This is a genomic window from Streptomyces sp. NPDC054757 (assembly GCF_053612185.1).
This window is the reverse complement of record NZ_JBSHBW010000019.1, coordinates 140,351-158,983: the sequence shown is the minus strand read 5'-3', so window position 1 is coordinate 158,983 and position 18,633 is coordinate 140,351. Positions and strand designations below refer to the sequence as shown.

Annotated in this window: 20 protein-coding genes and 5 tRNA genes; 18 read left to right on the top strand and 7 right to left on the bottom strand. The window is 70.9% G+C overall.

Annotated features, from left to right (window positions below):
• The first annotated feature begins 106 nt into the window (after positions 1-106).
• The 6 genes from ACWGKJ_RS22580 (at position 107) to ACWGKJ_RS22555 (ending at position 1,448) form a co-directional block, all read left to right on the top strand.
• Positions 107-826 (top strand): HAD family hydrolase, encoded by a 720-nt coding sequence (locus tag ACWGKJ_RS22580; protein ID WP_385021606.1) that lies wholly within the window; start codon positions 107-109, stop codon positions 824-826.
• Between the two features lie 85 nt (positions 827-911).
• Positions 912-983, top strand: a tRNA-Gln gene (locus tag ACWGKJ_RS22575).
• A gap of 46 nt (positions 984-1,029) precedes the next feature.
• Positions 1,030-1,102 (top strand) — tRNA-Glu (locus tag ACWGKJ_RS22570).
• Positions 1,103-1,163: 61 nt separating this feature from the next.
• A tRNA-Glu gene (locus ACWGKJ_RS22565) sits at positions 1,164-1,236 on the top strand.
• Positions 1,237-1,244: 8 nt separating this feature from the next.
• Positions 1,245-1,316, top strand: a tRNA-Gln gene (locus tag ACWGKJ_RS22560).
• A gap of 59 nt (positions 1,317-1,375) precedes the next feature.
• Positions 1,376-1,448: transfer RNA gene (locus tag ACWGKJ_RS22555), tRNA-Glu, on the top strand.
• An 84-nt stretch (positions 1,449-1,532) separates the two neighbouring features.
• Here ACWGKJ_RS22555 and ACWGKJ_RS22550 read toward each other — a convergent pair.
• The gene (locus tag ACWGKJ_RS22550; RefSeq protein ID WP_385021609.1) at positions 1,533-2,174 is read right to left on the bottom strand and encodes a MerR family transcriptional regulator; all 642 of its coding nucleotides are present in this window, start codon (positions 2,172-2,174) and stop codon (positions 1,533-1,535) included.
• Positions 2,175-2,281: 107 nt separating this feature from the next.
• Here ACWGKJ_RS22550 and ACWGKJ_RS22545 point away from each other — a divergent pair, with 107 nt between their 5' ends.
• Positions 2,282-2,797, top strand: a complete 516-nt coding sequence (locus ACWGKJ_RS22545) for a DUF4188 domain-containing protein (RefSeq protein WP_385021612.1) — start codon at positions 2,282-2,284, stop codon at positions 2,795-2,797.
• Between the two features lie 90 nt (positions 2,798-2,887).
• Here ACWGKJ_RS22545 and ndgR read toward each other — a convergent pair whose 3' ends face one another.
• Positions 2,888-3,604: an IclR family transcriptional regulator NdgR gene (gene ndgR / locus ACWGKJ_RS22540; RefSeq protein ID WP_164265352.1), complete on the bottom strand. Its 717-nt coding sequence runs from the start codon at positions 3,602-3,604 to the stop codon at positions 2,888-2,890.
• A 173-nt stretch (positions 3,605-3,777) separates the two neighbouring features.
• Between ndgR and leuC the strand changes: the two genes are divergently transcribed.
• The 4 genes from leuC (at position 3,778) to ACWGKJ_RS22520 (ending at position 6,936) form a co-directional block, all read left to right on the top strand.
• Positions 3,778-5,202 (top strand): 3-isopropylmalate dehydratase large subunit, encoded by a 1,425-nt coding sequence (gene leuC / locus ACWGKJ_RS22535; protein WP_385021616.1) that lies wholly within the window; start codon positions 3,778-3,780, stop codon positions 5,200-5,202.
• Positions 5,203-5,207: 5 nt separating this feature from the next.
• Complete coding sequence (leuD, locus tag ACWGKJ_RS22530; protein ID WP_385021619.1) at positions 5,208-5,801, top strand: 3-isopropylmalate dehydratase small subunit; 594 nt, start codon at positions 5,208-5,210, stop codon at positions 5,799-5,801.
• Positions 5,802-5,905: 104 nt separating this feature from the next.
• Positions 5,906-6,151, top strand: coding sequence for an SCO5555 family protein (locus ACWGKJ_RS22525; protein ID WP_164265355.1), 246 nt, complete (start codon positions 5,906-5,908; stop codon positions 6,149-6,151).
• 125 nt (positions 6,152-6,276) lie between these two features.
• Positions 6,277-6,936, top strand: a complete 660-nt coding sequence (locus ACWGKJ_RS22520) for an HU family DNA-binding protein (RefSeq protein ID WP_385021624.1) — start codon at positions 6,277-6,279, stop codon at positions 6,934-6,936.
• A 104-nt stretch (positions 6,937-7,040) separates the two neighbouring features.
• Here ACWGKJ_RS22520 and ACWGKJ_RS22515 read toward each other — a convergent pair whose 3' ends face one another.
• Together ACWGKJ_RS22515 and cofC are read right to left on the bottom strand one after the other, a co-directional pair.
• A complete protein-coding gene (locus ACWGKJ_RS22515) occupies positions 7,041-7,256 on the bottom strand; it encodes a hypothetical protein (RefSeq protein ID WP_385021627.1) in 216 nt (71 codons plus the stop codon).
• Between the two features lie 92 nt (positions 7,257-7,348).
• A complete protein-coding gene (gene cofC, locus ACWGKJ_RS22510; RefSeq protein ID WP_385021630.1) occupies positions 7,349-8,083 on the bottom strand; it encodes a 2-phospho-L-lactate guanylyltransferase in 735 nt (244 codons plus the stop codon).
• A gap of 138 nt (positions 8,084-8,221) precedes the next feature.
• Here cofC and ACWGKJ_RS22505 point away from each other — a divergent pair, with 138 nt between their 5' ends.
• Genes ACWGKJ_RS22505 through ACWGKJ_RS22495 form a run of 3 tightly spaced genes read left to right on the top strand, consistent with a single transcriptional unit; the run spans position 8,222 to position 11,170 of the window.
• Positions 8,222-8,974, top strand: coding sequence for a lysophospholipid acyltransferase family protein (locus tag ACWGKJ_RS22505; protein ID WP_385021633.1), 753 nt, complete (start codon positions 8,222-8,224; stop codon positions 8,972-8,974).
• Entirely contained in the window at positions 8,971-9,972 is a 1,002-nt protein-coding gene (locus ACWGKJ_RS22500) for an NAD(P)H-dependent glycerol-3-phosphate dehydrogenase (RefSeq protein ID WP_385021636.1), read from the top strand. Before ACWGKJ_RS22505 ends, ACWGKJ_RS22500 begins: the two co-directional genes overlap by 4 nt.
• Before the next feature lie 34 nt (positions 9,973-10,006).
• Positions 10,007-11,170: a D-alanine--D-alanine ligase family protein gene (locus ACWGKJ_RS22495; RefSeq protein WP_385021639.1), complete on the top strand. Its 1,164-nt coding sequence runs from the start codon at positions 10,007-10,009 to the stop codon at positions 11,168-11,170.
• 20 nt (positions 11,171-11,190) lie between these two features.
• Here ACWGKJ_RS22495 and ACWGKJ_RS22490 read toward each other — a convergent pair whose 3' ends face one another.
• On the bottom strand, positions 11,191-11,661 hold the full coding sequence (locus tag ACWGKJ_RS22490) for a DUF3515 domain-containing protein (protein ID WP_385021643.1): 471 nt from the start codon (positions 11,659-11,661) through the stop codon (positions 11,191-11,193).
• A 19-nt stretch (positions 11,662-11,680) separates the two neighbouring features.
• Positions 11,681-11,914 (bottom strand): Lrp/AsnC ligand binding domain-containing protein, encoded by a 234-nt coding sequence (locus tag ACWGKJ_RS22485; RefSeq protein ID WP_385021646.1) that lies wholly within the window; start codon positions 11,912-11,914, stop codon positions 11,681-11,683.
• A 282-nt stretch (positions 11,915-12,196) separates the two neighbouring features.
• On the opposite strand from ACWGKJ_RS22485, the gene ACWGKJ_RS22480 reads away from it, so the two are divergent.
• Positions 12,197-13,162 carry a thiamine-phosphate kinase gene (locus ACWGKJ_RS22480; protein WP_385021649.1) on the top strand — a complete coding sequence of 322 codons (966 nt, stop codon included), beginning with the start codon at positions 12,197-12,199 and terminating at the stop codon, positions 13,160-13,162.
• Positions 13,159-13,950 carry a bifunctional hydroxymethylpyrimidine kinase/phosphomethylpyrimidine kinase gene (gene thiD, locus ACWGKJ_RS22475; RefSeq protein WP_385021652.1) on the top strand — a complete coding sequence of 264 codons (792 nt, stop codon included), beginning with the start codon at positions 13,159-13,161 and terminating at the stop codon, positions 13,948-13,950. Before ACWGKJ_RS22480 ends, thiD begins: the two co-directional genes overlap by 4 nt.
• A gap of 138 nt (positions 13,951-14,088) precedes the next feature.
• Here thiD and rpmB read toward each other — a convergent pair whose 3' ends face one another.
• Positions 14,089-14,274 (bottom strand): 50S ribosomal protein L28, encoded by a 186-nt coding sequence (gene rpmB / locus ACWGKJ_RS22470; protein WP_015036441.1) that lies wholly within the window; start codon positions 14,272-14,274, stop codon positions 14,089-14,091.
• Between the two features lie 243 nt (positions 14,275-14,517).
• On the opposite strand from rpmB, the gene ACWGKJ_RS22465 reads away from it, so the two are divergent.
• A complete protein-coding gene (locus ACWGKJ_RS22465; RefSeq protein WP_385021655.1) occupies positions 14,518-16,326 on the top strand; it encodes a DAK2 domain-containing protein in 1,809 nt (602 codons plus the stop codon).
• 48 nt (positions 16,327-16,374) lie between these two features.
• The gene (gene recG, locus ACWGKJ_RS22460) at positions 16,375-18,591 is read left to right on the top strand and encodes an ATP-dependent DNA helicase RecG (RefSeq protein ID WP_385021658.1); all 2,217 of its coding nucleotides are present in this window, start codon (positions 16,375-16,377) and stop codon (positions 18,589-18,591) included.
• Positions 18,592-18,633: the final 42 nt, after the last annotated feature.

The window sequence follows — 18,633 nt, the reverse complement described above, 5'->3', positions numbered from 1 at the left end:
CCCGGTACGTCCAGTACAGGGGCGATCCTCCGCCTTGCGAGGCACCGCACCAGACGCCGCGGACTGATCCACGAAGATCGGCCGGACAGACCCTAAGCTGGTGCATATGCCCATCCGAGCGGTCCTCTGGGACATCGACGACACGATCTTCGACTACACCAGCGCCGACCGTACGGGGCTGCGGGAGCATCTGAAGGCCGAGGGCCTGCCCGACGGATACACCTCCGTCGAGCAGGCCCTCGTGCGCTGGCGGGAGATCACCGACGCACAGTGGGCGAGATTCGCCGCGGGGGAGACCGACTGGGAGGGCCAGCGCCGTGAGCGGGTGCGGATCTTCACCGGTACGGAGCTGAGCGACCAGGAGGCCGACGCCTGGTTCGCCCGGCACCTGGCGCACTACGAGGCCGCCTGGGCGCTCTTCCCGGACACCGTCCCGGCGCTCGACGCCCTCGCGTCCGGCTACCGGCACGGCCTCCTCTCGAACTCGGCCGCCCACAACCAGGACCGCAAGCTCCGCACCCTCGGCATACGCGACCGGTTCGAGATACTGGTCTGCGCCGCCGACCTGGGGGTGGCCAAGCCGGCGGCCGGCGCCTTCCAGGCCGCCTGTGACGCCATGCGGCTCGATCCGGCCGAGGTGCTGTACGTGGGAGACCATCCGGACATCGACGCCGCGGGGGCGCTCGCGGCGGGTCTGCGGGCGGTCTGGCTGGACCGGGCCGACCTCGGCGGACGGCCCGAACTGGACCGGATCACCGCGCTGGACCGGCTTCCCGGGCTGCTGCGGGGCGATACCCGTTTTGGAGCGCCGTCCACCTTCGGGTAATGTTCTTTCTGCGCCGCCCGAGCGGGCCGAAAGGCCGGAGCGGACAGCGCGAGCGGAACAAGACCCCTGAGGGGTTGCGTTTCATTGGGCTATGGTGTAATTGGCAACACAACGGTTTCTGGTACCGTCATTCTAGGTTCGAGTCCTGGTAGCCCAGCGCAGGATCAGCAGTAACGCATCTTGCAGTACGTCTCGCAGTACAAGCCCCCGTTGTGTAGCGGCCTAGCACGCTGCCCTCTCACGGCAGTAGCGCCGGTTCGAATCCGGTCGGGGGTACAGATCCTTCCCGTGAGTCGATCAGGGTCGCACCCGGCCGACTTGATGCAGGATCGCCAGGGCCCCCGTTGTGTAGCGGCCTAGCACGCTGCCCTCTCACGGCAGTAGCGCCGGTTCGAATCCGGTCGGGGGTACTCCACCATGGGCTATGGTGTAATTGGCAACACAACGGTTTCTGGTACCGTCATTCTAGGTTCGAGTCCTGGTAGCCCAGCGCAGGATCAGCGGTGAATCACCGCACCGTATGTTGCAGTACGAGATATTGCAGTACAAGCCCCCGTTGTGTAGCGGCCTAGCACGCTGCCCTCTCACGGCAGTAGCGCCGGTTCGAATCCGGTCGGGGGTACAGGACAGGAAGGGCCCTTCGCTTCGGCGAAGGGCCCTTCTGCGTAAGGCGGTTCGGCGGCCCGGAGGCCCAACTCCCGCCCTCTCACAGCCCGTAGCGCCGCGCGGACTCCTCCTGCTGCGCCAGCCTGTGCAGCGAAGCCAGCAGCGGCTCATGGAGCACGGTAGAGACGACGGCCGACTCCACCTGCTCCTTCTCCGACGGGTACGTCTCCATCATGTCCAGGTTCTGCCGGGCCACTTGGTGCATCAGCCGGGCCTGCTGGACCAGGTACGCGGTGTCGCAGGGGTAGCCCAGCCGCAGCCGGGTGGCCACCAGGGCCACCAGTGAACGGTGGACGGGGGAGAGCTCGCCGATCTCCCGTACGCTCGCCCAGCCCAGCTGGTCGAGGAGGCGGGCGACCTCGTCGCGGGCGGCGGCCGTCTCCGGCGCCTCCTCGTCCGGTTCTGGCCCGTGCGGCAGCGACCAGAGTGCGGCCCCCAGCCGGATCGTGCGGCCCAGGGACGCGTCGTCGACATGCCCGAGTACCTCCCGCGCCGTCGCCACCGGGAGCCGGCCGACCTGGATCAACGCCCGTACCAGACGCAGCCGGCGCAGATGGGACTCGTCGTAGTCGGACTGGGTCGCACTGATCCGGTGGCCGGGCGGCAGCAGCTGCTCCCGCAGGTAGTACTTGATCGTCGCGGCCGGGACCCCACTGCGCTCACTCAGTTCCGACAGTCGCATTCCTGGTGCCTTCCCTTGCGCCGCCTCGCAGGCGGTGCCACCATCTCGTCAATGGATAGTGGCGCTATCCAATATATCTGCCGTCCCGTACGGCGAAGGGGGACGCCATGTTCGCGAAACCGATTCCGGGCCGGACGACCGCAGCCGCTGAAGGTGATGTGGTCGTCCTGCTGATCGGGATGCGCATCAACCACTTCCGGGGGGTGCACCACTGGCTGCCGGTCCTGATGGCGATGCCGCGCATGCTCAGGGAGTTGGGCAGGGACAAGAGCCGGGGGCTCCTCGGCTACACGCTCCTGACGGCGTCACCGCGCACGTACTACGTCGTGCAGTACTGGGAGTCCAAGGAGAAGCTGTACGCGTACGCGAGCGCTCCCGACATGTTCCACCGCAGGGCGTGGGCCATGGTCAACCGCAAGGAGCGCAAGTCCCGCCAGCATGTGGGGCTCTGGCACGAGACGTACATCGTGCCGGAGGGGTCGTACGAATCCATCTACGCCGATATGCCGGTCCGTGGGCTGGCGGCGGCGACCGGTGTGCTGCCGGTCGAGGGGCGGGGCCGCGCGGCGGCGGACCGTCTCGCGCACCGCTCGGGGGCGCGCACCCGGTCCGACGCGGGCTGAGCGGCGCGTTGCGCGGGCTGCCACGACGCTGGGGCGGCCCGCCGGGGCGGGTTGAGCGGCCGGGAGACCTGGGGAGGGGCGGGGTGCGTGTCAGCTGGTGCGGCGCAGGGCCTCGGAGAGCCGTCCTGCGGCGTCGATGACCGCCTGGGCGTGCATCCGGCCGGGGTGGCGGGTGAGCCGCTCGATCGGGCCGGACACCGAGACGGCGGCGACCACCCGGTTCGATGGGCCGCGCACCGGGGCGGAGACGGACGCCACCCCCGGCTCGCGCTCGCCGATCGACTGGGCCCAGCCCCTGCGCCGTACGCCGGAGAGCGCCGTCGCGGTGAACCGGGCGCCCTGGAGCCCGCGGTGGAGCCGCTCCGGCTCCTCCCAGCCCATCAGGATCTGCGCCGATGAACCGGCCTTCATGGTGAGCGTGGAGCCGACCGGGACGGTGTCCCGCAGCCCGGAGAGACGCTCGGCCGCCGCCACGCAGATCCGCATGTCGCCCTGGCGGCGGTAGAGCTGGGCGCTCTCGCCCGTGACATCGCGCAGATGCGTCAGTACGGGTCCGGCCGTGGCGAGCAGGCGGTCCTCGCCCGCCGCTGCGGCCAGCTCCGAGAGGCGTGGGCCGAGTATGAACCGGCCCTGCATGTCCCTCGCCACCAGCCGGTGGTGTTCCAGTGCCACGGCGAGCCGGTGTGCCGTGGGTCGTGCGAGCCCGGTCGCCGCGACCAGCCCGGCGAGGGTGGCCGGGCCGGACTCCAGAGCGCTCAATACCAGAGCTGCCTTGTCGAGAACGCCGACGCCGCTAGAGTTGTCCATGCAACGATACTCGCGTCTCACTCTGTGAAACGCAAGTTCAATTTTCCAGGGAACTTGCCAACCTGTAGGGGCGGCCGTACGACGGTTCGCAGTTGCGCGCCCGGTACGGGGGTCCGGACGGGGACGCCCGATTTCTAGTTGGGCCGGCGAGGACGCCGGCCGGAGGGAAAGCGATGGGTAGGACACTCGCGGAGAAGGTCTGGGACGACCATGTCGTCAGGCGCGCCGAAGGCGAGCCCGACCTTCTCTTCATCGATCTGCACCTGCTGCACGAAGTGACGAGCCCGCAGGCTTTCGACGGTCTGCGCCAGAACGGCCGGCCGGTGCGGCGCCTCGACCTCACCATCGCCACCGAGGACCACAACACCCCCACCCTCGACATCGACAAGCCGATCGCGGACCCGGTCTCCCGTGTCCAGCTGGAGACGCTGCGCAAGAACTGCGCGGATTTCGGCGTACGTCTGCACCCGCTGGGCGACGTCGAGCAGGGCGTCGTCCACGTCGTGGGACCGCAGCTGGGTCTGACCCAGCCGGGGACCACCGTGGTCTGCGGTGACAGCCACACCTCCACGCACGGCGCGTTCGGCGCGCTGGCGTTCGGCATCGGCACCTCCCAGGTCGAGCATGTGCTGGCGACCCAGACGCTGCCGATGGCCCGCCCCATGACCATGGCCATCACGGTCGAGGGCGAACTGGCCGAGGGCGTCACGGCCAAGGACCTCATCCTCGCGACCATCGCCCGGATCGGCACCGGCGGCGGACAGGGCTACATCCTGGAGTACCGCGGCTCCGCCATCGAGAAGCTGTCGATGGAAGCCCGGATGACCATCTGCAACATGTCGATCGAGGCGGGCGCGCGGGCCGGGATGATCGCCCCCGACCAGACCACCTTCGACTACCTCAAGGGCCGCGACCACGCCCCGCAGGGCGCCGAGTGGGACGCCGCGGTCGAGTACTGGAAGACGCTGCGCACCGACGACGACGCGGTGTTCGACGCCGAGGTCTTCATCAACGGCTCCGAGCTGGCCCCGTTCGTCACCTGGGGCACCAACCCCGGCCAGGGCGCACCGCTTTCCGCCAGCGTCCCCGACCCGGCTTCGTACGAGGACGCATCGGAGCGCCTGGCCGCCGAAAAGGCCCTGGAGTACATGGGGTTGACCGCGGGCCAGCCGCTGCGCGACATCAAGGTCGACACGGTCTTCGTGGGTTCCTGCACCAACGGCCGGATCGAGGACCTGCGCAGCGCCGCCGCCCTGCTGAAGGGCCGCACCGTCGCCGACGGCATGCGGATGCTGGTCGTCCCCGGTTCGGTACGGGTCGCGCTGCAGGCCGTCGAGGAGGGCCTGGACAAGGTCTTCACCGCCGCGGGCGCCGAATGGCGGCACGCGGGCTGCTCGATGTGCCTGGGCATGAACCCCGACCAGCTCGCACCCGGTGAGCGCTGCGCCTCCACCTCCAACCGCAACTTCGAGGGCAGGCAGGGCAAGGGCGGCCGTACCCACCTGGTCTCCCCGCAGGTGGCCGCAGCCACCGCGGTCCTCGGCCATCTGGCATCGCCCGCCGACCTGTCCGACTCCCCGACCCTCGTGGAGGCCTGAGTTCCATGGAAGCTTTCATCCAGCACACCGGCCGGGCCGTCCCGCTGCGCCGCGGGAACGTCGACACCGACCAGATCATCCCGGCCCACTGGCTGAAGAAGGTCACCCGCGACGGTTTCGAGGACGGGCTCTTCGAGGCGTGGCGCAAAGACCCCGAGTTCGTGCTCAACCGCCCGGAGCGCGCAGGCGCCACGGTGCTGGTGGCGGGCCGCGACTTCGGCACCGGCTCCTCCCGTGAGCACGCCGTGTGGGCCCTGCAGAACTTCGGCTTCAAGGCCGTCATCTCGTCCCGGTTCGCCGACATCTTCCGCGGCAATTCGCTGAAGAACGGTCTGCTGACCGTGGTTCTCGACCAGAAGGTCGTGGAGGCCATCTGGACGCTGACGGAGGCCGACCCGGCCGCCGAAGTCACCGTGGACCTGGAGAACCGTCAGGTGCGCGCCGAGGGCATCACCGCGGACTTCGAGCTGGACGAGAACGCCCGCTGGCGCCTGATGAACGGCCTGGACGACATCAGCCTCACCCTTCAGAACGAAGCGGACATCACGGCCTACGAGGCGGCCCGACCCGCCTTCAAACCACGCACAATTGAGGTCTGAGCAGCACGTTCCCAAGACTGCGCCCCCTGCCGCCCGGCAGGGGGCGCAGTCGCTTGTTGAGCCCCCGCCGGGCGACAACTCGCCCCAGATGGCACAATCGGCGCATGGAACGCGACAACCAACTCAAGCTTTACGCGGAAGTCGCCGAACAATTGAAAGAAGCGCACGCGAGGGTGCGTGAACTGCAAGTCCCGGAGGGCGTACGGATGGCGCTGTCCCGGAAGCTGTTGGTCATCACGGCCGCGGCGAAGCACGATCTCACCGATGCAGCAACGCGGCTGGATCGGCTGATGAAGGACCTCGACGAGGGTCGATTCCCCGATGGCAACTCCCTTGGTGGATCTCCGTGACGGTTGAGTTCGTTGCGGCACAAGGGTGATTAGACCGTTTCGTGTTTGATTTGCGGTATATATCTGCCTAACGTGCGAAAAAGCCTGAACAGTTTCGTTCGGGCAATGTCTCCGAAGGGGAAGACGTGAACAAGGCGCAGCTCGTAGAGGCCATTGCCGACAAGGTCGGTGGCCGCCAGCAGGCCGCAGACGCTGTCGATGCCGTACTGGACGCGATCGTCCGCGCAGTTGTCGGCGGGGACCGTGTGTCGGTCACCGGCTTCGGCTCGTTCGAGAAGGTCGACCGTCCGGCCCGTTACGCCCGCAACCCGCAGACGGGTGAGCGCGTACGGGTCAAGAAGACCTCGGTGCCGCGCTTCCGGGCGGGCCAGGGCTTCAAGGACCTCGTCAGCGGCTCGAAGAAGCTCCCGAAGAACGACGTGGCCGTGAAGAAGGCCCCCAAGGGCAGCCTCTCGGGCGGTGCTTCCACCCGTACGGCAGTCAAGAAGGCCGCAGCGAAGAAGGCCACCGCCGCCAAGAAGACGGCCGCGAAGAAGACCACGACGGCGAAGACCGCCGCCAAGAAGACGACGGCGGCCAAGAAGGCCACCGCCGCGAAGAAGGCCACCACCGCCAAGAAGGCGGCCACGAAGTCGGCGACCCCGGCGAAGAAGGCCGCCACCGCCAAGAAGGCGACCGCGAAGAAGACGGCGCCGGCCAAGAAGGCCGTGGCGAAGAAGGCCCCGGCCAAGAAGACCACGGCGCGCAAGACCACCGCCAAGAAGGCCACCGCCCGGAAGAAGTGAGCGGCAGGGCCAACCACGCGTCGGGCCGGACTCCCTCGGGGAGTCCGGCCCGCGGTGCGTCCGAGGACGCTTGGTGGTACAACGCCCGGGGAGAGCCCCCGGGGTCAGAACGTCTGGAGCGTCACCAGCGTGACCCGCGGGGCGCTGCCACCGTCACCGCTGCTCTCCGCGGTCTCGATCCGTACGCGCTGTCCGGGCCGCAGCAGTCGCAGGCCCCCCGCGTCGAAGGCCGCGGCGCCGAAATCCACCGGGGTGCCGTCGTCGAGCAGCACACTGCCGCTGCGGGTCTCGGGGTCGTACGTGTACGCGGTCGCCTGCATGTGCGCAGCTTACGGCGTCCGGTCACGGCTCTCCCGGCTGCGGGCGGGGCGGCTGCGGGCAGGGCGGGCACGGACGGATAGGGGCGAGGCGGCTACGCGCGGGCCGCAGGATCCGCCGGGGGCGGCCCCGCGGTCCCGGTGTCCACGGGGCCGCCCGGCGGGCCCGTGATCCCCTGCTCCCCGGTGAACGCCGCGTACCGGCGGGCCGTGTAAGGGCCGAGCCCGAGGGCGGCAGCGGCCAGCAGATCCGCACCGGTGTCCACGTCCTGGCGGACCGAGTGGACGTCCCCGAGCAGAATTTCCACCGCCCCCGACGCGGAATGCCGGGCCCGTGACAGCCCGCCGAATGCCGGGCTCAATTCCGTACCGGGCCGCGCCGTCAGCAAAGTCGTACCGATTCCGGCGGCATCCGTGAGAAATGCACGGGGGAATTCAGCGGCCCGGTCGAGCACCCGCCGCAATTCCGCCGGGCGCAGCGCGGGGAGGTCGGCGTTCAGTGCCGCCACGGCGGCCCCGGGGCGCACCGCGCGGACCGCACGCGCGCCGTGTGCCAGTGCGGGGTTCAGGCCCGGCGCCGCCGTATCCGGCACAATCCGGGCACCCAGCGCGGTCAGTTCGGCGGCGGCCACCGCGTCGTTGGTGACGACGGCCACATCGCGCACGGCGGAACAGGCAAGCGCCGCCGCCACGGTGTCCTGTGCGAAGGCCAGCGCGAGTCCGGGACGCACCGTGTCGGAGGCGGTCGGCGCGAGTCTGCTCTTCGCCAGCGACAAGGGCTTCAGGGGTACGACCAGGGACCAGTTGACGGTCCGCTCCGTGTTCGGCATCGGCCCCATTGTCGCCCGGGCCCGCGATACCGGGCGGGCCGGGCCGGGCGTACGGTGTTCTCGACAGAGCAGGGGCCTGGGGCGACAGACGGTGTCCGGCAGCCAGGCAGCGTTGAGGTTCAAGAGGAAGGTGTCCGAGTGTCCGGCCGCAGAATCGGCTTCTGGTACCGCCTCGCGGCGGTCATTGCTAAACCGCCGCTGCTGGTTCTGTTCAAGCGGGACTGGAGCGGAATGGAACACATTCCGGATGATGGCGGATTCATCACCGCTGTCAATCACAACTCGTATCTCGACATGTTCTCCTACGGCCACTTCCAGTACAACACCGGCAAGGTCCCCCGGTTCCTGGCCAAATCGGCGCTCTTCAAGGTGCCCGTCGTCGGAACGCTGCTGCGCGGCACCGGCCAGATCCCCGTCTACCGCGAGTCCTCCAACGCCTTCGGCGCCTTCCGGGCCGCCGTGACGGCGGTCGAGAAGGGACAGTGCGTCGCCTTCTACCCCGAGGGCACCCTCACCCGCGACCCGGGTCAGTGGCCGATGACCGCCAAGAGCGGGGTCGCACGGGCGGCGCTGCTCACCAAGGCGCCGGTCATCCCGGTGGCCCAGTGGGGCGCCAACCTCGCGATGCCGCCGTACGCCAAGGAGAAGAAGCTCCGGCTCTTCCCGCGGAAGACCCTCCAGGTCAAGGCGGGGCCGCCGGTGGACCTGGCGCGGTTCTACGGCAAGGACCCGACGCCCGAGGTGCTGCGGGAGGCGACCGAGGCCATCATGGCTGCCGTCACCGCCCTGTTGGAGGAGCTGCGGGGCGAGCAGGCCCCCGCCGAACCGTACGACCACCGCAAGGCCCGCGCCGCAGAGCGCCGCAAGGCCGCAGGAGAGGGCACCACGTGACGCGAGCAGCGGTCTTCGGCAACGGATCCTGGGGCACGGCCTTCGCCATGGTCCTCGCCGACGCGGGATGCGAGGTGGCCCTCTGGGGCCGCCGTGCCGCTCTCGCCGACGCCATCAACACCACCCGCACCAACCCCGACTATCTGCCGGGGATCGAACTCCCCGCGTCGGTACGGGCCACCGCCGACCCCGCGGAGGCCGCCCGCGACGCGGAGTTCACCGTGCTCGCCGTGCCCTCGCAGACGCTCCGCGCCAACCTGGCCGACTGGACCGGGCTGCTGCACCCCGGCACCGTCCTCGTCTCGCTGATGAAGGGCGTCGAACTCGGCACGGCCAAGCGGATGAGCGAGGTCATCGAGGAGGTCGGCAAGGTCCCCGCCGAGCGCGTCGCCGTACTCACCGGGCCCAACCTGGCCAAGGAGATCGCCGGCCGGATGCCCGCCGCCGCCGTCGTCGCCTGCAGCGACGAGGCGGTCGCGCAGCGGCTCCAGACCGCCTGCCACACCGCGTACTTCCGCCCGTACACCAACACCGACGTCGTCGGCTGCGAGCTGGGCGGCGCCGTCAAGAACGTGATCGGCCTCGCCGTCGGCATCGCCGACGGCATGGGGCTCGGTGACAACGCCAAGGGTTCGCTGATCACCCGGGGACTCGCCGAGACCACCCGTCTGGGCCTGGCGATGGGCGCGGATCCGCTGACCTTCTCCGGACTCGCGGGTCTGGGCGACCTGGTGGCCACCTGCTCGTCGCCGCTCTCCCGCAACCACACCTTCGGCACCAACCTCGGCCGGGGCATGACGCTCCAGCAGACCATCGAGGCCACCAGCCAGACGGCCGAGGGCGTCAAGTCCTGTGAGTCGGTGGCCGATCTGGCCCGCAGGCACGGCGTCGAAATGCCCATCACGGAAACGGTGGTGGACATCGTCCACCACGGGAAGGCGCCGGTCGTCGCGCTGAGGGAACTGATGTCCCGCAGCGCCAAGGCCGAGCGGCGCTGACTCGGCAGGTACCAGCAGGTACCCTCAACGCGATATGAGCAGCGAGAACTCATCCCAGAGCCCTGAGCAGCAGCGTCGTAAGCCGCGTGTGGCGGTTGTCTTCGGCGGGCGCAGCTCCGAACACGCCATCTCGGTGGTCACAGCGGGCGCCGTCCTGCGCGCCATCGACCGGACGAAGTACGACGTACTGCCCATCGGCATCACCACGGACGGCCGCTGGGCGCTGACCGCGGACGATCCCGAGCGGATGGCCATCACCGACCGCGCCATGCCGTCGGTGGCCGCGATCGCCGAGGGTGCCGAGGGCGCCGTGGTGCTCTCCGTCGACCCCGGCAACCGCGAAGTCGTCTACAGCGAGCCGGGCGCGGTGCCCAAGGCGCTGGGCGAAGTCGACGTGGTCTTCCCGGTGCTGCACGGCCCCTACGGCGAGGACGGCACCCTGCAGGGGCTGCTCGAACTCTCCGGAGTGCCCTATGTCGGCGCGGGTGTCCTCGCCTCCGCCGTGGGCCAGGACAAGGAGTACATGAAGCGGGTCTTCCTCTCCTGCGGGCTGCCGGTCGGCCCGTACGAGGTGATCCGCCCCCGCGAGTGGAGCCTGGACCCGGCCGCCGCCCGCAAGAAGATCGTGGACTTCGCGGGTGAACACGGCTGGCCGCTCTTCATCAAGCCTGCCCGCGGCGGTTCCTCGATGGGCATCACCAAGGTCGACTCACTGGCCGGTCTCGACGAGGCCGTCGAGGAGGCCCGGCGCCACGACCCCAAGGTGCTGGTCGAGGCGCTGCTGCGCGGCCGAGAGATCGAGTGCGGGGTGCTGGAGTTCGAAGACGGGCCCCGGGCCAGCGTGCCCGCCGAGATCCCCCCGGTCACCTCCCACGACTTCTACGACTTCGAGGCGAAGTACATCCCCGGTGAGTCGGCGCAGGGCATGGTGCCCGCACCGCTGACCGCGGAGGAGACCGCCGAGGTGCAGCGGCTCGCGGTCGAGGCGTTCGACGCGGTGTCCTGCGAGGGCCTGGTGCGCGCCGACTTCTTCCTCACCGAGGACGGCGGGTTCGTCATCAACGAGATCAACACCATGCCGGGCTTCACACCGATCTCGATGTACCCGCGGATGTGGCAGGAGAGCGGCGTCGGCTACCCGGAGCTGGTGGACCGGCTGATCCAGGCCGCGGTCAGCCGCTCCACGGGGCTGCGCTGAGACCGTCCGCCGCCCTGCCCTCAGAGGCTGGACGGATCCGTCTTCCTGACGGCCGCCGCGAACTCCGAGAGCGGGGTGGCGTCATGGGCGTACTTCTGCCCGAGGGTCACCTCGACGTACGCCTTGCGGTATGTGGTCGTGAACCGGGGTCCGCTGTCCCGCTGCTCCAGCAGCCAGTTGACCCCGTTCGCGTCCACGGCCTTGGCCTGGGAGTCGTCCATCTCCGCGGGGCGCGGTACCCCGCAGCGCAGTACGATCGCCGCATCCCCCCAGGCGGCGGTCAGTTCGGACGCGGGCTCCGGATCGCCGCGGGTCAGCCCCGCGACGGTCTTCGGCAGCTCCTTGTCGAGCGCCCGGCAGAGCTTCACCTGGGCCGCGGGAGGTTCGGGAACCGCGACGGACGCCCTGTCGTCGGTCGAGGAACAGCCCGCGGCCGCCAGCAGCAGGGCAGCGGCGGAAAGGGACAGGAGCCGGAGGCGACGGAACTTCACCGGCTCAGCGTAGAGGGGGCTACAGATGGACGACCGGGCAGGTCAGGGTGCGGGTGATGCCTTCCACTTGCTGGACTCTGGCGACCACCATGCGGCCGAGCTCGTCGACGGTGTCGGCCTGGGCGCGCACGATCACGTCGTACGGGCCGGTCACGTCCTCGGCCTGGATCACCCCGGGGAGCTTCGCCACCAGCCCGGCGACGGCTGTCGCCTTGCCCACTTCGGTCTGAATGAGGATGTACGCCTGTACCACGGAACCTCCAAGGCGGCCACGAGGATCATGTGGGGGAGAGAAAGGGACGCCACGGTATCGCGTCCTTCCGGGCGGCGGGGAGACCCGCGCACCCGGCAGTCACACGCGTACGGGGCGCAAGGGATACAGAGTTGACGTACCTGATTGACGGTACCCACGGCGGTGGGGGCCCGCGAGCGCAAGCCGACCGGGGCGTACCGGGCACAGGGGCACATCCCCTGGCAGACAGGCCGGCGGGCGGCCCGGACACGAGGTCCGGATCATGAGGAGAGGCGACGGGCGATGAAGGGCACTGTGGGGGAGCTCGGGGAGTTCGGGCTGATCGGAGAGCTCACCTCCCGGCTCACGACGACCCCGGCGGTACGGCTGGGGCCCGGCGACGACGCCGCGGTTGTCTCCGCCCCCGACCGGCGGGTCGTGGCGAGCACGGACATCCTGCTGGAGGGGCGGCACTTCCGCCGGGACTGGTCCACCGCGTACGACGTGGGCCGCAAGGCCGCGGCGCAGAACCTCGCGGACATCGCGGCCATGGGCGCGGTCCCCACCGCGATCCTCCTCGGGCTCGTCGTGCCGGCCGACCTCCCGGTCACCTGGCCCACCGAGCTGATGGACGGGATCCGCGACGAGTGCCAGGTGGCGGGGGCGGCCGTGGTCGGGGGCGATGTCGTACGCGGAGAGACGATCACCGTCTCCATCACCGCACTCGGCGATCTGCGCGGCCATGAACCGGTCACCAGATCAGGCGCCGGGCCGGGCGACGTGGTGGCCGTCACCGGATGGCTCGGCTGGTCCGCCGCCGGGTTCGCGGTGCTCTCCCGCGGATTCCGCTCGCCCCGCGCCTTCGTGGAGGCGCACCGGCGCCCCGAACCGCCGTACCACGCGGGCCCCGCGGCCGCCGGACTCGGCGCCACCGCCATGACCGATGTCAGCGACGGGCTGGTGGCCGACCTCGGGCACATCGCCGAGGCCAGCAAGGTCCGGATCGACCTGCGGGCGGGGCTCATCGACATCCCCACGCAGATGAGCGACATCGGCCAGGCCGTCGGTGTGGACCCGCTCCAGTGGGTGCTCACCGGGGGAGAGGACCACGCGATCGTCGCGACCTTCCCGCCGGAGGTGAAACTGCCCGCACGCTGGAAGGTGATCGGCGAGGTGGTCAACCCCTCCGCGCTGCCCCATGTGACGGTCGACGGTGCGCCGTGGACCAGCAAGGGCGGCTGGGACCACTTCGGGGAGGACCCGTCATGACCGCGCCACCGCTGGTCCTCACCGTCGCCGGATCGGACTCCGGCGGCGGCGCCGGCATCCAGGCCGACCTGAAGACGATGCTGGCACTCGGGGTGCACGGCATGAGCGTGCTCACCGCGGTCACGGCCCAGAACTCACAGGGCGTGCAGGGTGCGTGGGAGCTGCCGGCCGACGCCGTACGCGCCCAGTACCGCGCGGTCGTCGACGACATCGGCGTCGACGCGGTGAAGACCGGGATGCTGGCGTCGGCCGAACTGGTGGAGACCGTGGCCGGTCTGCTGGCCGGGACCCGCGCCCCGGTGGTCGTCGACCCGGTGGGGGTCTCCAAGCACGGCGACCCGCTGCTCGCCGCTTCGGCGCTCGACTCGGTACGGAAGCTGCTGCTGCCGGTGGCCACCGTCGCCACCCCCAACCTGGACGAGGTGGCGCAGCTCACCGGGGTCCGGGTGGAGAGCGAGGCCGATCTGCCGCGGGCGGCCGCGGCCGTGCTCGCCCACGGCCCGGACTGGGTGCTGGTCAAGGGCGGTCATCTCGCGGGTGACGCGGTGGACCTGCTCACCGACGGCAGCGAGGAGCACTGGCTGCGGGCGCCCCGGTTCGACAACCGCCATACGCACGGCACCGGATGCACACTCGCCTCGGCGATCGCAGCGCAGCTGGCACACGGTCTGACCGTGCCCGGCGCGGTGGCCGCCGCCAAGGAGTACGTCACCGGCGCCATCGCGGCCGGATTCCCGCTCGGCTCGGGCATCGGACCGGTCGACCACGGCTGGCGGTTCCGCCGGTGAAGCGCTGAATTCCCCGCACGGGCACGCGAAAAAGCCGGTCCACCGAGGTGGACCGGCTTTTCAAGGCAACCGCAAGGGGCTGCGCTACGACGAAACGTCGGCGGGGCCAGTCCCCGCACAGGCGGGGAGCACCACGAATTAGCGCGAGACCTTGCCGGCCTTGATGCACGAGGTGCAGACGTTGAGCCGCTTCGGCGTCCGACCGACCACTGCACGCACGCGCTGGATGTTGGGATTCCAGCGACGCGGAGTACGGCGGTGCGAGTGCGAAATGTTGTTGCCGAAGCCCGGCCCCTTGCCGCAGACGTCGCAGTTGGCAGCCACGGGTCACTCCAAAGACTTCAGGTGCACTTACAGTGAATTCCGGCGCGCCGGAATCATTGACTGAAGTGGCGGTACCGGAGGAATGGCCCGATTCTCATCGGGCAACCGAAGCAGCATACAACGACTGCGCCGGTGGAACGAAACTACCATGGCCGGCACCGCCCCCTTCCCGGTCCTGGCCCCGTCCCGCCTCCCGGCCGGGGGCTACCCTGCGGTGCAACCCCGCTGCTCAAGGAGGTTCAGGTGCCGCAGCCGCCCGACACCATGGACGCGGTCGTGGTCCGCACCTGGTGCTCACTGGCGCTGGAGGCGCTGGGCAGGGACCGCGAGGAGATCGACGCGATCAACGTCTATCCGGTCGCCGACGGGGACACCGGGACCAACCTCTACCTGACCATGGAATCCGCGGCCCAGGCGGTGGAGGCGGTCTTCGTGGCACACGGGACCGTGGGCGGTTCCGGCACCGCCGACGGTCCCGGCGCCGGAGGCTCGGTCCCCGCACTCGCGGACGCGGTACGGGCGATGGCACACGGCGCGCTCATCGGGGCCCGCGGCAACTCGGGCACGATCCTGGCCCAGCTGCTGCGCGGAATGGCCGAGGTGCTCGGAGCGCCCCGGGGGGAACCCGGGTCCCCGGGCGGTGATGATGATCACGCGGGGCTGCTGGGCGAGGCGCTCCGGCGGGCGGCGGAATCGGCGTACCGGGCGGTCGCGCACCCGGTGGAGGGCACGGTCCTGACCGTGGCCACCGCGGCGGCCGAAGCCGCTGCGGCCGCCGGTACGGGCACCTCCTCCGCCGCCTCCCGTACGGACACCGCCGCCCTCGCCTCTGCCCCCGTCCTTGCTCCCGTCCCTGCTCCTGCGTCCGCTCCCGTCCCTGCTCCCGGGTCCGCTCCCGCACGTACCCGCGCCGGCTGCACGGCGGTGGCGCGGGCGGCGTACGAAGGGGCGCGCACGGCGCTGGAAGCCACCCCCGGACAGCTCGCCGTGCTCGGCCGCGCGGGCGTCGTGGACGCCGGCGGCCGGGGACTTGTGGACGTGCTCGCCGCGCTGGCCGGGGCGTTCTCCGGCGAGACCCCGGCACCCGAGCGGCGGCGCGCCCCCGCCGTGCTGCCCCCGCACTTCACCGACGAGTGCCCGGCCGACGGCGGCCCCGCCTTCGAGGTGATCTACCTCCTGGAGGCCGGCGACGACGCCGTGGACCGGCTCCGCACCCGGCTGGACGGCCTCGGCGACTCCCTCGTCGTCGTCGGCGGCGACGGCCTCTGGAACGTCCATGTCCATGTGGACGACGCCGGGGCGGCTGTGGAGGCCGGAGTCGACGCGGGCCGTCCGTACCGGATCCGCATCACCCACTTCGGCGCGGCCGGGACCCCGGCGCCCGAGCGGGTCCAGCGCGCGGTGGTCGCCGTCGTCCCCGGCGAAGGGCTGGCGGCCCTGTGCCAGGAGGCCGGGGCCGCCACCGTGCTGGCCCGCCCGGGGGAGCCGCCCGCCAGCGGCGAACTGGTCGACGCGATCCGCCGCGCGCACGCCCGCGAGGTGGTGCTGCTGCCCAACGACGCCGAGCTGCGCCACACGGCGGCAGCGGCGGCCGAACAGGCCAGGGCGGAGGGCGTACGGGTGGCCCTCGTCCCCACCCGGGCCGCGGTCCAGGGCGTCGCCGCGCTGGCCGTGCACGAGCCCGAGCGGCGCTTCGACGAGGACGTCGTCGCGATGACCGCGGCGGCCGGCGCCACCCGCTACGCCGAACTGGCCCTCGCCGAGCGGCAGTCCTGGACGTCGGCGGGCATCTGCCAGGCCGGCGACGTACTGGGGCTGATCGACGGCGATGTGGCGGTGATCGGCGCGGACCTGGCCACCACGGCGGAGACCGTCCTCCACCGGATGCTCTCCGCGGGCGGCGAACTGGTCACGCTGGTCCTGGGCGACGGGGTGCCGGCCTCGCTCGCCGACCGCCTTGAGGGGTTCGTTCGCGGCGGGCACCTGGCGGTCGACACGGTGGTCTACGACGGCGGCCGCCAGGCGGCCCCGCTGCTGATCGGGGTCGAGTAGCGGCAATCCGCGGCCGCCGCACCCCCGCTGTCGGACCCATGGTGTGCAATGGACCGCGTGCCCGCGCTCGATGAACCTCTCAAGAACACGCTCGGCGCCCCCACCGCCAAGGTGATGGCCGACCAGCTCGACCTGCACACGGTCGGCGACCTCCTCCACCACTACCCGCGCAGATACGCGGAGCGCGGTGAGCTGACCCGGCTCACCGAACTGCCCCTGGACGAACACGTCACCGTCTTCGCCCAGGTCGCCGACGCCCGGGTGCTCACCTTCAACCAGGGCAGGGGGCGGCGCCTGGAGGTCAACATCACCGACGGCAGCGGCCGGCTGCAGCTCGTCTTCTTCGGCAAGGGCATCCACAAGCCCCACAAGGAGCTGCTCCCCGGCCGCCGTGCGATGTTCGCGGGCAAGGTCTCCCAGTTCAACCAGAGGTTCCAGCTCGCCCACCCCACGTACGAACTGCTGGACGCCGACACCGACGCGGGCGCCGTCGAGGCCTGGGCGAACGAGCTGATCCCCATCTATCCGGCCTGCAAGGGCCTGGAGTCCTGGAAGATCGCCAAGGCCGTCGACGCCGTACTGCCCGCGGCCCTGGAGGCCGCCGACCCGCTGCCGCCCGCGCTGCGCGACGGGCGTGGGCTGACCACACTGCCCGACGCGCTGCAGAAGGTGCACCGCCCGCGGTCGAAGGCCGATGTCGCGACGGCGCGGTCCCGGCTGAAGTGGGACGAGGCCTTCGTCCTCCAGGTCGCGCTGGCCCGGCGGCGCCACGCCGAGACCCAGCTGCCCGCGGTGGCGAGGAAGCCCGTACCGGGCGGGCTGCTCGACGCCTTCGACGCCAGGCTCCCCTTCACTCTCACTGAGGGACAGCGGAAGGTCACCGCGGAGATCTTCACCGGTCTCGCGACCGAGCACCCGATGCACCGGCTGCTCCAGGGGGAGGTCGGCTCGGGCAAGACCATGGTCGCCCTGCGGGCGATGCTCGCGGTCGTCGACGCCGGCGGCCAGGCCGCCCTGCTCGCGCCCACCGAGGTGCTCGCCCAGCAGCACCACCGCTCCATCACCGAGATGATGGGCGAGCTGGCCGAAGGCGGGATGCTCGGCGGGGCCGAGCACTCCACCAGGGTCGTGCTGCTGACCGGTTCCATGGGGGCCGCCGCCCGCCGCAAGGCGCTGCTCGATCTGGTCACCGGCGATGCGGGGCTCGTCATCGGCACCCATGCGCTCATCGAGGACAAGGTCCAGTTCCACGATCTCGGCCTGGTCGTCGTGGACGAGCAGCACCGCTTCGGTGTGGAGCAGCGCGACGCACTGCGGGGCAAGGGGAAGCAGCCGCCCCATCTGCTGGTCATGACGGCCACGCCCATTCCCCGTACGGTCGCCATGACGGTCTTCGGGGACCTGGAGACCTCCGTGCTCGACCAGCTCCCGGCGGGCCGTTCACCGATCGCCACCCATGTCGTACCGGCCAGCGACAAACCCCACTTCCTGGCCCGCGCCTGGGAGCGGGTGCGCGAGGAGACGGAGAACGGCCACCAGGCGTATGTGGTGTGCCCGCGCATCGGGGACGGCGACGACGAGCCCGGGAAGCGGAAGCCCGCGTCCGAGGAGGTGACCGAGGCGCCCGACGCCGGCCCGGACGCCGACAAACGGCCCCCGCTCGCGGTGGTCGAGACCGCCGGGAAGCTCAGGTCCGGGCCGCTCGAAGGGCTGCGCGTCGAGGTGCTGCACGGGCGGATGGCGCCGGACGACAAGGACGACGTCATGCGCCGCTTCGCGGCCGGCGAGGTGGATGTACTGGTCGCGACGACCGTCATCGAGGTCGGGGTCAACGTGCCCAACGCCACCGTCATGGTGATCATGGACGCCGACCGGTTCGGCGTATCGCAACTGCACCAGCTGCGCGGCCGGGTGGGCCGGGGCTCGGCGCCCGGCCTCTGCCTCCTGGTGACCGAGGCCCACGAGGCCGGTCCCGCGCGTGCCAGGCTCGGTGCGGTCGCCGCCACGCTCGACGGCTTCGAGCTGTCCCGTATCGACCTCGAACAGCGCCGCGAGGGCGATGTGCTGGGCCAGGCCCAGTCCGGGGTGCGCTCATCGCTGCGGATGCTCGCCGTCATCGACGACGAGGAGATCATCGCGGCGGCCCGCGAGGAGGCCGCCCAGGTCGTCGCCGCCGACCCGGAGCTCACCGGGCTGCCCGCCCTGCGCACCGCCCTGGACGCCCTCCTCGACCAGGAGCGCGAGCGGTACCTCGACAAGGGCTGAGACACTGGCCGGGACAGGAGCCCCACCAGGAGAGACTCCGCC

Excerpts from the sequence above, each read along its gene's own strand:
- ACWGKJ_RS22580 (WP_385021606.1), top strand. The coding sequence starts at position 107 with ATGCCCATCCGAGCGGTCCTCTGGGACATCGACGACACGATCTTCGAC.
- ACWGKJ_RS22550 (WP_385021609.1), bottom strand. The coding sequence starts at position 2,174 with ATGCGACTGTCGGAACTGAGTGAGCGCAGTGGGGTCCCGGCCGCGACG.
- ACWGKJ_RS22545 (WP_385021612.1), top strand. The coding sequence starts at position 2,282 with ATGTTCGCGAAACCGATTCCGGGCCGGACGACCGCAGCCGCTGAAGGT.
- ndgR (WP_164265352.1), bottom strand. The coding sequence starts at position 3,604 with ATGGACAACTCTAGCGGCGTCGGCGTTCTCGACAAGGCAGCTCTGGTA.
- leuC (WP_385021616.1), top strand. The coding sequence starts at position 3,778 with ATGGGTAGGACACTCGCGGAGAAGGTCTGGGACGACCATGTCGTCAGG.
- leuD (WP_385021619.1), top strand. The coding sequence starts at position 5,208 with ATGGAAGCTTTCATCCAGCACACCGGCCGGGCCGTCCCGCTGCGCCGC.
- ACWGKJ_RS22525 (WP_164265355.1), top strand. The coding sequence starts at position 5,906 with ATGGAACGCGACAACCAACTCAAGCTTTACGCGGAAGTCGCCGAACAA.
- ACWGKJ_RS22515 (WP_385021627.1), bottom strand. The coding sequence starts at position 7,256 with ATGCAGGCGACCGCGTACACGTACGACCCCGAGACCCGCAGCGGCAGT.
- cofC (WP_385021630.1), bottom strand. The coding sequence starts at position 8,083 with ATGCCGAACACGGAGCGGACCGTCAACTGGTCCCTGGTCGTACCCCTG.
- ACWGKJ_RS22495 (WP_385021639.1), top strand. The coding sequence starts at position 10,007 with ATGAGCAGCGAGAACTCATCCCAGAGCCCTGAGCAGCAGCGTCGTAAG.
- ACWGKJ_RS22480 (WP_385021649.1), top strand. The coding sequence starts at position 12,197 with ATGAAGGGCACTGTGGGGGAGCTCGGGGAGTTCGGGCTGATCGGAGAG.
- thiD (WP_385021652.1), top strand. The coding sequence starts at position 13,159 with ATGACCGCGCCACCGCTGGTCCTCACCGTCGCCGGATCGGACTCCGGC.
- recG (WP_385021658.1), top strand. The coding sequence starts at position 16,375 with ATGGACCGCGTGCCCGCGCTCGATGAACCTCTCAAGAACACGCTCGGC.